The sequence below is a fragment of the Rhizobium sp. RHZ01 genome, from assembly GCF_014851595.1.
GTDB lineage: Bacteria > Pseudomonadota > Alphaproteobacteria > Rhizobiales > Rhizobiaceae > Rhizobium > Rhizobium altiplani.
Genome location: NZ_JACUZZ010000001.1, coordinates 313,487 through 327,507 on the forward strand (window position 1 = coordinate 313,487; position 14,021 = coordinate 327,507).

Annotated in this window: 12 protein-coding genes; 10 read left to right on the plus strand and 2 right to left on the minus strand. The window is 61.2% G+C overall.

Going from position 1 to position 14,021, the window contains the following annotated elements:
* Window positions 1-94: 94 nt before the first annotated feature.
* Entirely contained in the window at window positions 95-568 is a 474-nt protein-coding gene (locus IB248_RS01345) for an Lrp/AsnC family transcriptional regulator (protein WP_025658357.1), read from the plus strand.
* A gap of 2 nt (window positions 569-570) precedes the next feature.
* Here IB248_RS01345 and IB248_RS01350 read toward each other — a convergent pair whose 3' ends face one another.
* On the minus strand, window positions 571-1,023 hold the full coding sequence (locus tag IB248_RS01350) for a MarR family winged helix-turn-helix transcriptional regulator (protein ID WP_018855473.1): 453 nt from the start codon (window positions 1,021-1,023) through the stop codon (window positions 571-573).
* A 68-nt stretch (window positions 1,024-1,091) separates the two neighbouring features.
* On the opposite strand from IB248_RS01350, the gene hmgA reads away from it, so the two are divergent.
* The 4 genes from hmgA to IB248_RS01370 all read left to right on the plus strand — a co-directional run bounded on the left by hmgA (window position 1,092) and on the right by IB248_RS01370 (window position 6,351).
* Window positions 1,092-2,450: a homogentisate 1,2-dioxygenase gene (gene hmgA, locus IB248_RS01355; protein WP_192240092.1), complete on the plus strand. Its 1,359-nt coding sequence runs from the start codon at window positions 1,092-1,094 to the stop codon at window positions 2,448-2,450.
* Window positions 2,451-2,470: 20 nt separating this feature from the next.
* Window positions 2,471-3,496 (plus strand): fumarylacetoacetate hydrolase family protein, encoded by a 1,026-nt coding sequence (locus IB248_RS01360; protein WP_192240093.1) that lies wholly within the window; start codon window positions 2,471-2,473, stop codon window positions 3,494-3,496.
* Window positions 3,493-4,131: a maleylacetoacetate isomerase gene (maiA, locus tag IB248_RS01365; protein WP_192240094.1), complete on the plus strand. Its 639-nt coding sequence runs from the start codon at window positions 3,493-3,495 to the stop codon at window positions 4,129-4,131. The genes IB248_RS01360 and maiA overlap by 4 nt, the downstream gene beginning before the upstream one ends.
* A gap of 198 nt (window positions 4,132-4,329) precedes the next feature.
* Window positions 4,330-6,351, plus strand: coding sequence for a family 20 glycosylhydrolase (locus IB248_RS01370; protein ID WP_192240095.1), 2,022 nt, complete (start codon window positions 4,330-4,332; stop codon window positions 6,349-6,351).
* 5 nt (window positions 6,352-6,356) lie between these two features.
* On the opposite strand, the gene IB248_RS01375 is transcribed toward IB248_RS01370, so the two are convergent.
* Complete coding sequence (locus IB248_RS01375; RefSeq protein WP_192240096.1) at window positions 6,357-7,553, minus strand: ROK family transcriptional regulator; 1,197 nt, start codon at window positions 7,551-7,553, stop codon at window positions 6,357-6,359.
* A gap of 270 nt (window positions 7,554-7,823) precedes the next feature.
* On the opposite strand from IB248_RS01375, the gene IB248_RS01380 reads away from it, so the two are divergent.
* The 5 genes from IB248_RS01380 (at window position 7,824) to IB248_RS01400 (ending at window position 13,668) form a co-directional block, all read left to right on the plus strand.
* Complete coding sequence (locus tag IB248_RS01380; RefSeq protein ID WP_192240097.1) at window positions 7,824-8,999, plus strand: Gfo/Idh/MocA family oxidoreductase; 1,176 nt, start codon at window positions 7,824-7,826, stop codon at window positions 8,997-8,999.
* 5 nt (window positions 9,000-9,004) lie between these two features.
* Window positions 9,005-10,177 carry a dihydrodipicolinate synthase family protein gene (locus IB248_RS01385; RefSeq protein WP_192240098.1) on the plus strand — a complete coding sequence of 391 codons (1,173 nt, stop codon included), beginning with the start codon at window positions 9,005-9,007 and terminating at the stop codon, window positions 10,175-10,177.
* A 49-nt stretch (window positions 10,178-10,226) separates the two neighbouring features.
* Window positions 10,227-11,051, plus strand: a complete 825-nt coding sequence (locus tag IB248_RS01390; RefSeq protein WP_192240099.1) for a sugar phosphate isomerase/epimerase — start codon at window positions 10,227-10,229, stop codon at window positions 11,049-11,051.
* 169 nt (window positions 11,052-11,220) lie between these two features.
* Window positions 11,221-11,406, plus strand: coding sequence for a hypothetical protein (locus IB248_RS01395; RefSeq protein WP_192240100.1), 186 nt, complete (start codon window positions 11,221-11,223; stop codon window positions 11,404-11,406).
* Between the two features lie 1,596 nt (window positions 11,407-13,002).
* On the plus strand, window positions 13,003-13,668 hold the full coding sequence (locus IB248_RS01400; protein WP_025658367.1) for a GntR family transcriptional regulator: 666 nt from the start codon (window positions 13,003-13,005) through the stop codon (window positions 13,666-13,668).
* The last annotated feature ends 353 nt before the right edge of the window (window positions 13,669-14,021 follow it).

The window sequence follows — 14,021 nt, forward strand, 5'->3', positions numbered from 1 at the left end:
AATTATGGACCTGTCCTTGTGCAATGTGCTTGCATTGTGGTGGCTTATGGCCAAATATCCGCACGGAATGTGCATAAGACGAGATAATCGTACAATGTCTGAGCAGCTGGATGGTTTCGACCTGAAGATCCTCGCCGAACTTCAAAGAGACGGACGGTTGACCAATATCGAACTGTCCGAACGCATCAGCCTCTCGGCCTCCCAATGCTCGCGACGGCGAACGCGGCTGGAGGCAGAGGGCTTCATTCGCGGCTATCAGGCAAATCTCGATCCGGACAGGCTGGGGCTCAATCTGCTGGTCGTCATCTCGGTCACGCTGGCAACCCATAATCGCGACAATGCCCGCCGCTTTCAGCAATTGGTCAACGGCCTGCCAGAGGTTCTGGAGGCCTATGCGCTGACGGGCGAGATGGACTATCACCTGAAGGTGGCGACGCGCGGCCTGTCGGGCCTTTCGCGGTTCGTCAACGACGTTCTGTTGCCGCACGAATCCGTCCAGCACGTGAAAACCTCGATCGTGCTCAACACGTTGAAGCACTTCGAAGGCTACCCGCTCAGCGGCTCATAGATTCATTTCGATTTGCGCCGCAGTCCTGCGGAAGCCTCGATTGCCGAAAGCGCGAGGTCGAGGTGGCGGATCGCCTCTTCGCCAAGCTTCAGGCACACCGTCTCCTGGTACTTGTGCGCAAGGACTGTGATCCTGCGGTAGTATTCGCGCCCGAGCGCCGTGAGTTCGATCTCTTCGAAACGTCTGTCTGTATAGCTCGGAATTCTCTTCAGCCAATGGCGCTGCTCAAGCGCATGGACGGCCCGGCTCACCTTGGTCTTGTGCATGTGTGAATGGGCGCCGATGTCCTTTGCCGTCATCACGCCGACACTGCCGAGTGCGGCAAGCGTGCGCCATTCGGGCCGGGTCAGATCGAACTCCTGCTTGTACTGGCGCGCGAATGACAGGCTGATGAGTTCCGACGCCCGATTGAGCCGGTAGGGAATGAAGCCGTCGAGCTCAAATCCACTCTCCATGGCTGCTCCTTGATAGTTACAAAATCGACGGTTACGTTTGTAACTAAATAGACGGAGGAGACGCAAGCATGGACACCACCGAAGCACCAGGTTCCCGTGCGCGGGCGGAGACCAGCAAGCTGGCCTACATGCCGGGGTTCGGCAACGACTTCGAGACGGAGGCGCTGCCAGGGGCATTGCCGCAGGGCCAGAACAGCCCGCAAAAATGCAGCTATGGCCTTTATGCCGAGCAGCTGTCCGGCTCGCCATTCACGGCTCCGAGGGGAACAAACGAGCGTTCCTGGCTCTATCGCATCAGGCCAAGCGTTCGCCACACGCGCCGCTTCGCCAATGCGAGCTACCCCTTCTGGAAATCGGCGCCATGTCTCGACGATCACTCCCTGCCACTTGGTCAATTGCGCTGGGATCCGATCCCGGCTCCAGTGGCAAGCGCCGACTTTCTTGCCGGAATCCGAACGATGACGGCAGCCGGCGACGTCATGACCCAGGTCGGAATGGCCGCGCATGCCTATGCCTTCAATGCGGACATGGTGGATGACTATTTCTTCAATGCCGACGGGGAACTGCTCATTGTTCCGCAACTTGGCGCCATCAGCGTCTTCACCGAGATGGGCGTCATGGAGCTCGAACCCGCGGAAATCGGCCTCATCCCCCGTGGGATGATGTTCAAGGTTTCACGTCTCGGCGACGGGCCCGAGTGGCGCGGCTACATCTGCGAAAACTACGGAGCGAAGTTCACCATGCCGGATCGTGGACCGATCGGCGCCAACTGCCTGGCGAACGCCCGCGACTTCAAGACGCCGGTCGCCGCCTTCGAGGACAAGGAGACGGCGTGCCGCGTGCATGTGAAATGGTGCGGCAAGTTCTATGTGACCGAGATCGACCACTCGCCGCTCGACGTCGTCGCCTGGCACGGAAACTACATCCCCTTCAAATATGACCTGAGGACTTTCTCCCCGGTCGGGGCCATTCTCTTCGATCACCCGGACCCGTCGATTTTCACGGTCCTGACGGCGCCGAGTGGCGAAGAAGGGACGGCAAATGTCGACTTCGTGATCTTTCCGCCCCGCTGGCTCGTTGCCGAGCACACGTTCCGGCCGCCCTGGTATCACCGCAACATCATGAGCGAGTTCATGGGGCTGATCCATGGACAATACGACGCCAAGGAAAAGGGCTTCGTCCCAGGCGGAATGAGCCTGCACAACATGATGCTGCCACATGGGCCGGATGCCTCCGGCTTCGAAAAAGCGTCCAACTCCGAGCTGAAGCCGGTCAAGCTCGATCACACGATGGCGTTCATGTTCGAGACGCGCTTCCCGCAGCAGCTGACAAGATACGCCGCGGAACTGGAGACGCTGCAGGATGACTATATTGATTGCTGGGATGGTCTGGAGCGCCGTTTCGATGGGACGCCTGGCATCAAGTAGGCTCGAACGCGGAGGATCACATGAAACTTGCCACGCTCAAAGACGGTTCGCGCGACGGCCGGCTGATCGTCGTCACCCGTGACCTGATGCAGTTTGCCGATGCGGGCGAGGTCGCCCGCACCCTGCAGGCAGCGCTGGACGACTGGCCGGCAACCGCGCCAAAACTTAGCCACCTCGCCGAAAGCCTCGAAGCCGGCTCAGTGCCATCCGAGCCCTTTGATCCGCGCCATGTGCATTCCCCACTGCCACGCGCCTACCAGTGGGCGGACGGATCGGCCTACGTCAACCATGTCGAGCTGGTGCGAAGGGCCCGGAATGCCGACATGCCGACGACATTCTGGACCGATCCCCTGATGTACCAAGGCGGCTCCGACAACTTTCTCGCCCCTTGCGACCCGATCCTTGCCGCCGATGAACGCTTCGGCATCGATATGGAAGGCGAGGTTGCCGTTATCGTCGACGACGTCGCGATGGGCGCAACGTCTCGGCAGGCACATGAAGCAATCCGGCTCGTGATGCTCGTGAACGACGTGTCGCTGCGCGGTCTCATTCCCGATGAGCTCGCCAAGGGATTCGGCTTCTTCCAGTCGAAACCCTCGTCGTCTTTCTCGCCCGTCGCCGTGACAGTGGACGAACTCGGCGACACCTGGAAGGACGGCAGGCTCCATCTTCCATTGCTCGTCAGCTTGAACGGCATTCCGTTTGGCCGCGCCAACGCGGGCAGAGACATGACGTTCGACTTCGGACAGCTCGTTTCGCACGCGGCGAAAACACGCCCGCTGGCGGCAGGCTCGATCATCGGTTCAGGCACGGTTTCCAACAAGCGTGACGGCGGCCCCGGCAAGCCGATCGTTGAAGGCGGAGACGGCTATTCCTGCATCGCCGAGATCAGAATGATCGAGACCATTGAGCGCGGAGGCCCCAAAACGCCTTACCTGCACTTCGGCGACAGGGTTCGCATCGAGATGAAGGACAAGCACGGCGCATCGATTTTCGGCGCGATCGAGCAGACCGTACAACGCTACGCCGGGGACGAGCGGCAATGACCGGGATCGTGCTCTACGACTACTGGCGCTCCTCGGCCAGCTACCGGGTCCGCATCGCGCTTCATGTGCTGGGGCTTGCCTTCGAGACCGTCCCGATCGACCTGCTTGCCTTGGCGCACAAGGATCCTGACTACCTGAAAATCAATCCCCAGGGTCTGGTCCCCACCTTGCGCATCGGCGGACACACGCTCACCCAATCCCTGGCCATCATCGAATACCTTGCCGAGACCTATCCCGAAAGCGGGTTCCTGCCCGATACCGCCGTGGGGCGGCAGCGGGTGAGGGCGCTGTCTTATGCCGTTGCGATGGATATTCATCCGATCTGCAACCTTAATGTCGTCTCGCACGTCGCTTACCTGACTGGCGAGGAGGGGGCCCGAGCCGAGTGGATGACCAAGTTCATTGGCAGCGGACTACACGCGGTGGAACAGATGCTCGATGAGCCGACGACCGGTCGCTACACATTTGGAGACACACTGACGATGGCCGATTTCTGCCTGGTGCCGCAGGTCTACAACGCCCGTCGCTGGGGTATCGAAATGTCGGCGTTTCCTCGCGTCGTTCGCATTGTCGATGCGTGCAACGCACTGCCGGCGTTCAAGGCTGCCCATCCGGACGCGGCAAAGCCGGTCTAACCGACATCACGATATCACACGCTGCAAGTTGTATCTCACCACTTGCAGCGGGTGACGGTCCCTTCGTGGCGCCTGGCACACGGGCCCTTGCCGGGCCCGCAATAATTCCTTCTGCCGATTGACGATCGCCAACGCAAGCTGATTAAATCAAATTGATTGATCAAATCGGAACAACATAGTCCCCAACCCTATCAAGAGATGATGATGTCGATACAGCGCCAACCCGCCCTGCGGCTCGAAACCTCATGGCTGCCCGCTTCGGAAGAACGAGACCAGGCCTACACGCTCAACCTCAAGAACCTTTCATCGAATTCCCTTGCCAACTTCACCCTCTGCATCAGCGGTCCGGGACGGGTGGATCCGGCTGTTCACATCGAGGGGGGCACGATCGGCCGCCGGCTATCAAATTTCACCGAATTTCTTCCGCCCGAGAATTTCGAGCTTGAGGCGGGCAAGACCTGGACGCTGACCGTCTCCGCTCTCAGCTGGCCGTTCCAGCATTGGACAGATGGGGCAACCGGTGCCTATGTGGCGTTCGCCGACGGCGGCACGCTTGCACTATCTGTCGAGCCGACCCGCTCGCTTGCCAACAATGCCCCATTGAAGCGTGGCGCAGAAATCTATCCCGTGCCGGTCAATCCGCCTGTGCCTGTCGCGATCGTCCCGTGGCCTGACGTGGTGTCGGTATCTGGCAAGCGCTCGGTTCCTCCCGGCTTTGCGCTCAATGCCGGCAATCCCACGGCAATTGCGGCGGCAGCTGCCTTTACCGGCCTCGTCGAACAGCTCTTTGCGGTCGAAGGGATCGTTCGTCCTGCCTCGGAAGGCGGAATGCCCGTGATGCTTGACGTCGTCGAGGGCGTGGCGCCAGAAGCCTATCGCGTGTCCTTCTCGAGCGAGATCGTACACATTTCCGCCGGCACACAGACCGGCCTGCTCTATGGCCTGATCACGCTTGGCCAGGTCTGGCGTGGTGCGCACCTTTATCCGCACGCCTTCCGTTTTCCGGTCGAAGGCGAGATCCGCGACGCGCCATCCATGGGATGGCGCGGCCTTCATCTCGATGTTGCCCGTCAGTTCTACGGCAAGGCTGAAATCAAGAAGCTGCTCAGCATTCTCGCCTGGAACAAGGTCAACCGCTTCCATTGGCACCTCTCGGACGACGAAGCCTGGCGGATCGAGATCGACGCCTATCCTGCCCTGACCGAAGTCGGCGCCTGGCGGGGACACGGCCTTCCCATTCCGCCGCTTCTCGGCTCTGGCGCGGCCCGCACCGGCGGTTACTACACCAAGGCGGCGGTACGCGAGATCGTCGCGCACGCCAAGGAGCTCGGCATCGAGGTCGTGCCGGAGATCGATGTCCCTGGACATTGCTATGCCATGCAACAGGCAATCCCGGAACTTCGCGACCCGCAAGAAGCCGGGAGCTACCATTCGGTTCAGGGCTTCCCCGACAACTGCCTGAACCCGGCACGCGAGAAGACCTACGAGGTTCTGGAAACGATCTTCCGCGAATTGATCGAGCTTTTCCCCTTCAAGACGATCCATATCGGCGCCGATGAAGTGCCCCTCGGCGCCTGGTCGGGTTCGCCGGAGGCCTTGGCGCGTCTGCGCGAGATTGGCGGAGATGCAGTGGCCAAAGCACATGCCAAGCGGCTCAACGTCATCACCAATACTCACGGCGCCGACGACATAGACGGATCGGGAGCCGCGGTTCTGCAGTCCATTTTCCTCGCCCGGATCCAGAAGTTCCTCGCCGAGCAGGGCTGCATCACCGGCGGGTGGGAAGAGGCAGCGCATGGCAATGTCATCGACAAGGCAAAGAGCTATCTCTGCGGCTGGCGCAGTGTCGACGTTTCGGCGGCGCTCGCCGGTCAGGGCTACGAAATGGTCGTCTGCCCTGGGCAGGTCTACTATCTCGACATGGCAAACAGCCCCGATTGGGACGAGCCGGGCGCCAGCTGGGCCGGGTGGTCGGAGCCCGAGAAGCTCTACAATTTCGACCCGGTCGAAGGCTGGAGCGACGAGCAGAAAAAGAAGCTGCGTGGCATCCAGGCCTGCATCTGGTCGGAGCCGATGACCGATCGCGCGGTCTTTGACCGCCTGGTGTTTCCAAGGATCTCGGCACTTGCCGAGAGCGCCTGGACGAAGCCCGCGGACAAGTCCTGGGAGCGCTTCAAGGCAGTCGCGGGATTGATGCCGGTCCTGTACGCCTATCCGTGAGGTTGTCAGCCCAGAGGTTTTTGAAGGACATCGAACTGCGGGTTCGTTTCCGAGAAGATCGGCAGTGCCGCGGCGCCCAGAAGCGCCGTGTCCCTGCCGGTCGCACCGATCATGATGCGCGGCAGGTTTCGTTCCTCCCCGGGATTGACCGGGGTATGCAACGGATCCAGCTGACGAGCGAGGCGCTGCAGCAGTGACGAGGGCATCGAACCGCCAAGCACGATCGTCTGCGGATCGAAGGCCAATTCCAGAACATCGATTGTCTGACGCATGGGCTTCGCGGCAGCTTCTGCCCAGGCATCAATCCGACTGTCCCCTTGCGCGATCAAGGCGGCAAGAGTTTCAGGATCGTGCTGTCTGGGGTCGCCAATGTCGAGATATTCGTAGGCCGCGCCGAGCGAGACATAGCGGTCGAGGCAACCACGCTTGCCACACACGCAGGCCAGCCCATCCGGCACCACGATCATATGGCCAATTTCGCCAGCATTGTTGCGGCTTCCCTTGTAGAGATGGCCGTCGAGAAACATGCCGGCCCCTATACCCCCGCCGAGAAACAGATAGACAAAGCTGCTCAAGCCCCGAGCGACGCCGTGGAGCCGCTCACCGATCGCAGCAGAGGTGGCATCGTTCTCGACGAGAACCGGGACGCCAACAAGTCGGGCAAGTTCCGGGGCCACGGGGAAACCTTGCCAGCCGGGAAGTGTCACCGGGCTCAGCGATGTCACACCTTCGGCCGCATAACGCCCCGGCATTGCGATGCCGACACCCAGCAGGCGGGCGCGATCGAAGCGAAAGTTCCGTTGCAGTTCGTCAGCGATACCGCCGAGGATCGGCATCGCCTCGGTCGGCGTCGGCCTGTCGACGGGCTTGTCGATCCTGGCACGGACACGTCCGGAAAGATCGGTCAGCACGCCAACCGCACGATCCCGCTCCAGCTCCAGGCCAATGGAGTAGGCACCGTCCGGATTGATCGAGTAGGGCGTGATCGGCTGTCCCCGCGCCGCCTTCTTCGGGGCTTCGGCCTTCAGCAACTCGGACCGTTCGAGTTCTTCGACAATGTTCGATACCGTCTGCGTGCTGAGCGCCGTCAACCGGGAGAGGGCCGCCCGCGACAACGGTCCATTCGTCCGGACCGCTTCGATCACGACGCGTCGGTTGTGCGATTTTGCCTGTTCGAGATTGGTGCCTGAAATTGCCTTCATTGGCCTGACTTGCGAGCGTTCTAAACAATCACCTTGCTTACCGCATAAGCGGTTCCGTCATTTATATCCAGCAGATTGCATCCCGGTAGTCCGGACCCATCCGCGTGATTGTGCGCAGGGCGTTGCAACGAGCCACGAGCGAGCACCAGGAACTTTGCGGGCGCTGGCGCCGGCGCCATTTCTTGGTCGCAAGCAACGGGCCGGGTTGACAGCATGGGGAGCACATGGCACTTATGTAACTAAATAGTTATTTACGGGAGGAAGACGCAGATGGCGACGATTTCGCTTGGCATTATCATGCATGGGATCACCGGCCGCATGGGCTATAACCAGCATCTGGTGCGCTCCATTCTCGCGATCCGCGAGCAGGGGGGCCTTGAGCTTTCCAACGGCGACCGCCTGATGCCCGATCCGATCCTCGTCGGACGCAACGCCGACAAGATCGAGGCCATTGCCCGCAAGCACGGCCTGACGCGCACGACCACTGATCTCGACAGCGCCCTTGCGGATCCGAACAACAGGATCTTTTTTGACGCAGGCTCGACGCAAATGCGCGTCTCGCTCCTGAAAAAGGCAATCGAGGCCGGCAAGCATGTCTATTGCGAAAAGCCGATCTCGGAGACGCTCGAGGAGGCGCTTTCCGTTGCGACGCTTGCCGAACAGCGCGGCGTCAAAAATGGTGTCGTGCAGGACAAACTCTACCTGCCGGGACTGCGCAAGATCGCGCTGCTCAAGGACAGCGGCTTCTTCGGCAAGATACTCTCGGTACGCGGCGAGTTCGGCTACTGGGTATTCGAGGGTGACTGGGGCGTGAAGGCTCAGCGTCCATCCTGGAACTATCGCGCGGCCGATGGTGGCGGCATGATCCTCGACATGCTGCCGCACTGGCGCTACGTGCTGGACAACCTCTTCGGCGAGGTCAAGGCCGTCAGCTGCTACGCGTCCACCCATATCCCGAGCCGCGTCGACGAGAACGGCAAGGCCTACAGGGCAGATGCCGACGACGCAGCCTATTCGACTTTTGAACTCGAGGGCGGCATCGTCGCCCACATCAACTCCTCCTGGGCGGTTCGCGTGCGTCGTGACGACCTCGTGACCTTCCAGGTCGACGGAACACATGGTTCGGCCGTCTGCGGTCTGACCAAATGCTGGACGCAGCATCGGGTCAACACACCGAAGCCTGTCTGGAATCCCGATCAGCCGCAGACGATCGACTTCTACAGGACATGGGACGAGGTTCCGGAAACCCAGGTTTTCGACAACGGCTTCAAGGCGCAGTGGGAAGACTACCTGCGCTACGTCGTCGAAGACGCGCCGTGGAGGTTCACGCTGCGCGAGGGCGCCAAGGGTGTTCAGCTTGCGGAACTGGCGCACCAGAGCTGGAAGGAACGCCGCTGGGTGGATGTTCCCTCGCTCGCCGACACCTCCGTGCGCAAGGTTGCCTGACGGCCATGGCAAAGTCACTTCGTCTTCCCGTCTCCGGCGGCACGCTGGAGGATTATGCCATCGCCAACGCACCGCTTGCCGCGCCGGAACGCCCGACCGGCGGCCATGCCTTCAACCGTGTCGCCTACGCGGCCGCTCATGTGGTCGTCGATCCATTGGCAGACAACGATCCATGGCTCGACCGCAACATCGACTGGGAACGCACCGTTGCATTCCGGGAGTATCTTTGGGATCTCGGCCTCGGCGTTGCCGAGGCGATGGACACCGCCCAACGTGGCATGGGGCTCGACTGGGCTGGCGCCAAGGAACTCATCGCCAATGTCCAATCGGCAGCGCGCAGGCGCCCGGATGCCCTCATCGCCTATGGCGCCGGCACCGACCATCTGCCACCAGGCCCTGGCGTTAGCATCGATGATGTCATCCAGGCTTATGAGGAGCAGGTCGCCTACGTCGAAGGGCAGGGCGGGCGGATCATCCTCATGGCAAGCCGCGCACTTGCGGCCGCCGCCAAGAGCCCCGAGGATTACGTGCGTGTCTATGATCGCATCTTGCGGCAGGTCCGGCAGCCGGTGATCATCCATTGGCTTGGCGATATGTTTGATCCTGCGCTCGCCGGCTATTGGGGTTCGCGTGATGATATGCAGGCCATGGAAACGGCCGTCGCCATCATCAATGACCACGCAACCAAGGTGGACGGCGTGAAGATCTCCCTCCTCTCCGCGGAGAAAGAGATCGTCATGCGTCGAAAGCTTGATCCGGCGGTCAAGATGTATACGGGCGATGACTTCAACTACGCGGAGCTTATCGCCGGCGACGAGAAAGGATACTCACACGCCTTGCTCGGCATTTTTGATGCCATAGCGCCCGCGGCCAGCGCTGCCCTGCAGAAGCTTGGCGCAGACGATCTCGCCGGATTCCACGAGATCCTGGCGCCGACCGTGCCGCTTTCACGGCACATCTTCAAGGCGCCGACGCGGTTCTACAAGACGGGCGTAGTCTTCCTGGCCTATCTCAATGGTTTCCAGAATCACTTCCAGATGCTGGGCGGCCAGCAAAGCACGCGCTCGATGGTGCATCTGGCGGAACTGTTCCGACTTGCCGACGAGGCCCGCGTCCTGCGGGATCCGGATCTCGCCGTCAGCCGGATGAAGACGATCCTGGCGACTGCAGGCATCTGAAAATCACGGCATGCACTTCGCATCGCGAGGTGAGGGAGGAATATCAAAAATGGCAGTCAATGGCCTTTCCATCAACCTCGCGACGGTGCGAGAGCAGTACGACATGAAGCAGGCGGTCGAGGCCTGCCTCAAGCAGGATATTGTTGCGATCGCTCCCTGGCGTGATCAGGTGCATAAGATCGGCTTGTCGGAAGCTGCCCGGATCGTCGCCGACAACCAACTGCAGGTGACCGGGCTTTGCCGCGGGGGCATGTTCCCCGCCGCGGATGCTGCGGGGCGAGCTGCAGCAATCGACGACAACAAGAGGGCGATCGATGAGGCAGCTGCTCTCAACGCCGACTGCCTGGTTCTCGTCGTCGGAGGCCTGCCTGCGGGGTCCAGGGATATCGCCCACGCGCGCGATATGGTTGCAGACGGGATCGGCGCGATCCTTCCGCACGCACGCGCATCCGGCATACCACTTGCGATCGAACCGCTGCATCCGATGTATGCCGCCGACCGCGCCTGCGTGAACACACTTGAGCAGGCACTCGATATCTGTGACCTTCTCGGCAACGGCGTCGGTGTGGCCATCGACGTCTATCACGTCTGGTGGGACCCGAAACTCGAGCAGCAAATCACCCGAGCCGGGGCGTCGGGCCGGATCCTGGCACACCACATCTGCGACTGGCTGGTTCCGACCACGGACCTGTTGCTGGACCGCGGCATGATGGGAGACGGCGTGATCGATCTCAAGGGGATCCGACGCTCCATCGAGGCTGCCGGTTATCATGGAGCGCAGGAAGTCGAAATCTTTTCGGCAGCGAACTGGTGGAAACGACCGGGGGAAAAAGTGCTCTCCACATGCGTTGATCGCTTTCGCAGCGTCTGCTGACACAGTCGTCGCGCCGCCGCTAAATCATTGACCAACCGTACATATTTTCACTTACGGCAGCCAACGGCCGGTTTGGTTCCGCTACATGCAATTTGCAGGGCGGGAAGCCAATGCCGAAGGATGCTGCTGAAATTGCCTCAATGACGGCTGCGGCATCCAGAATATGTCCTTGCGCCGCTTCCTGCGAGCGGCGCAAATGCTGAAACCTGCCCACAGAATCTCGGACAAGACCGTGCTTTGTCAACAACAATCGCCCGATCATCGGGGAATTGTCACCAAGGCACACCAATCACGGCGCGGCTATTTTGAAATGATCCTGCGCCTCATGCCGGTGGATCAGCGGCGCGACAAATGATCTTGACCCTACTGTTCCCCGCGGGGAACTCCGCATGGTCGGGACACTGCGAGGCTGGCAGCAACCCGATGGTCAGGGCACCTCCTGATGCTACGTCCCGGCGATCTTCCGGCCAATGCGAGCGCGAAACAGGCAGACAGCGTCGAGCACCTTGGCAACTCCGGTCGCAGATCCCTTCATGTCCGAGCCAAGCCTTACGCCGACGCCCAACGGTTCCTTTCGAACCGATACTTCCCCTCGCGCCGGTGGATAGCGGCACGACAGGTCATCTCACCCATTGTTCCCCGCGGGGAACTCCGCTCGATCGGGACCTTGCAAGGCTGGCAGCAACCGATGGTCAGGGTATCTCCTCATGCTGCACCCCGACGGTCTTCCGGCCGATGCGAGCGCGAGACAGGCAGACAGCTCCCAGCGCCTTGGCAAGGCCATTCGGAGATCCCTTCATGTCCGAGCAAAGCCCTGCGACAACGCCAAACGATTCCTGTCGAACCGATACTCCCCCTCGCGCCGGTGGATAGCGGCACGACACGTCATCTCACCCATTGTTCCCCGCGGGGAACTCCGCTTGAACCGGAACTCGGCGAGCCTGGCAGCAACCGATGGTCAGGGCAAATCCTGATGGTGCCCCCCCCGACGGTCTTCCGGCCAATGCGAGCGCAAGACAGGCAGACAGCGCCGAGCGCCTTGGCAGGTCCAGTCGCAGATCCCTTCATGTTCGAGCCAAGCCCTGCGACAACGGTCAATCATCCTGCATACACCAACCACCGTCACCGGAGGCGCCGACCGCATTGTCGCTCACCTCCTCGGTTCTTCGCGAAAAGCCCTCTCATGCCTCCCCGGCGCTCGAAGGCCTGTGGGTAACGCCGCCGCCTTCACGCCTGGCCCGCGCAGCCGCCAAGTGCGACGCCCGCACACAAGCGGCAGCAGGTACAACACCAACCACGCGCAAATCACAGTGACGACATGACCACAGAAGGTCAGCCCGCCATGGCGCGGCGTTCAGATGACGCAGGCCCGCGCGCCGCTCATCGGCAAGAAAACCACCGCAAACGCAACGGTGAAGCCACCATCCTATGCACGAGCTCGCCATCTGGCGTGCCCAAGTCTTTATTTCCAGGACGAAATGTCATCGCCGCCCGGCACGGCCCACCGTCCGAGCGTGGAGTCCCCCGACTACAGGCAAAGGCCGCAAAGCTTGCGCCGGCGGCTGTTACCGCCAACGACGAGGAAGCCTTCAACGCGCTGTGCGGAACGGATCCTGACGACAACGCCCGACCGTGACCCCGATATCCGTCAAGGAACCCTTCGGTCGTCCTGCGCCTCCCTGCATCCAACACAATCATTGCAAGATGGCGTTGGACGAATAAGAGATTGTCCCGCGTCATGGCCCGACAACCAACGCGGCGTGACCCCGCCTTGGTGTCGAACGGACAAACAATCAGGGCCCGGCATTGCCGATCTTCGTGCCGGAACTTTGCAACCAATGCCGCATGGCCGTCAAAACCGCCAGGAACCGCTGCAGGGCCAACCTACAAATCCACAGCAGTCGGTGATACGCATCTCGACAGCATCGAGCGCAGGAACTATCTCTAAAATATGACTATTCATAACGACGACACGATAGCCGGCCGCATAAGTCGCGCGCTCGCGGAGCGCATCGTGACGGGCGCCTTGCCGCCCGGCTCGAAACTGAAGCAGGACCACATAGCCGAGGAATTCGGATCCTCGCACGTTCCCGTGCGCGAGGCCCTGCGCCGTCTGGAGGCGCAAGGCCTTGCCGTCAGCGAACCGCGCCGCGGCGTTCGTGTTGCCTCCTTCGATCTAAAGGAGGTGCAGGAGGTCGCGAAGATGCGCGCCGCCCTCGAGGGCCTTGCACTGCGCCACTCGGCAGAGCACCTGACGCCTTCGCGTCTCGACCAGGCCGAGCAGGCAACGATCGACGGTGACAATGCGCGCGACGTTCGCACCTGGGAAGAGGCCAATCGCAGGTTTCACAAGCTCATCCTCGAACCCTGCGAAATGCCGCGTCTGCTTTCTGCCATTGACGACCTGCATGCGGCGAGCGCCCGATTCTTGTTCGCCACCTGGCTCACCGACTGGGAACCGCGAATCGATACGGACCACCGCAGCATTCTCGCATTCCTTCGCGCCGGCAAGGTCGAGAATGCCGTGACCGCGCTGGAGCGGCATGTGCAATGGATCGGCGGCCCGTCGCGGCGAATGCAGCATGCCGCTCGCGAGCGATTTGCAATCGTCGGCTAGCCTCCGTTCCCACTTGCTCCGCGCGCGTTTCCTGTTCAGCGGTAGCCTTCGCTCCGAGCTCGGACAATAGCGACGCGCATCGGCCGAGCGATCGCAATCCCTGTTGCGCGCTGGAATGCAGCCTGATTTCTGAGAGTGGCATCGAAAACGCGAAGCCTGTCAGCCAATCAGGCGCTAGCCGACACTGGAGCACCAGAGCCGGATCCCCAATTTACCTCCGGCGGACTGAAAAACGCACTTGCCTAATGTCGTATGAAATTATTATAGATAATTTTGATTTCTATCTACGACCTCGACATTCCGCAGCGCAAAGGTTTTAATCAAATGCAGCCACATACCGACTGTCCAACCGC

Coding starts and splice junctions, on each gene's coding strand:
- IB248_RS01345 (WP_025658357.1), top strand. CDS start 95: ATGTCTGAGCAGCTGGATGGTTTCGACCTGAAGATCCTCGCCGAACTT.
- IB248_RS01350 (WP_018855473.1), bottom strand. CDS start 1,023: ATGGAGAGTGGATTTGAGCTCGACGGCTTCATTCCCTACCGGCTCAAT.
- hmgA (WP_192240092.1), top strand. CDS start 1,092: ATGGACACCACCGAAGCACCAGGTTCCCGTGCGCGGGCGGAGACCAGC.
- IB248_RS01360 (WP_192240093.1), top strand. CDS start 2,471: ATGAAACTTGCCACGCTCAAAGACGGTTCGCGCGACGGCCGGCTGATC.
- maiA (WP_192240094.1), top strand. CDS start 3,493: ATGACCGGGATCGTGCTCTACGACTACTGGCGCTCCTCGGCCAGCTAC.
- IB248_RS01370 (WP_192240095.1), top strand. CDS start 4,330: ATGATGATGTCGATACAGCGCCAACCCGCCCTGCGGCTCGAAACCTCA.
- IB248_RS01375 (WP_192240096.1), bottom strand. CDS start 7,553: ATGAAGGCAATTTCAGGCACCAATCTCGAACAGGCAAAATCGCACAAC.
- IB248_RS01380 (WP_192240097.1), top strand. CDS start 7,824: ATGGCGACGATTTCGCTTGGCATTATCATGCATGGGATCACCGGCCGC.
- IB248_RS01385 (WP_192240098.1), top strand. CDS start 9,005: ATGGCAAAGTCACTTCGTCTTCCCGTCTCCGGCGGCACGCTGGAGGAT.
- IB248_RS01390 (WP_192240099.1), top strand. CDS start 10,227: ATGGCAGTCAATGGCCTTTCCATCAACCTCGCGACGGTGCGAGAGCAG.
- IB248_RS01400 (WP_025658367.1), top strand. CDS start 13,003: ATGACTATTCATAACGACGACACGATAGCCGGCCGCATAAGTCGCGCG.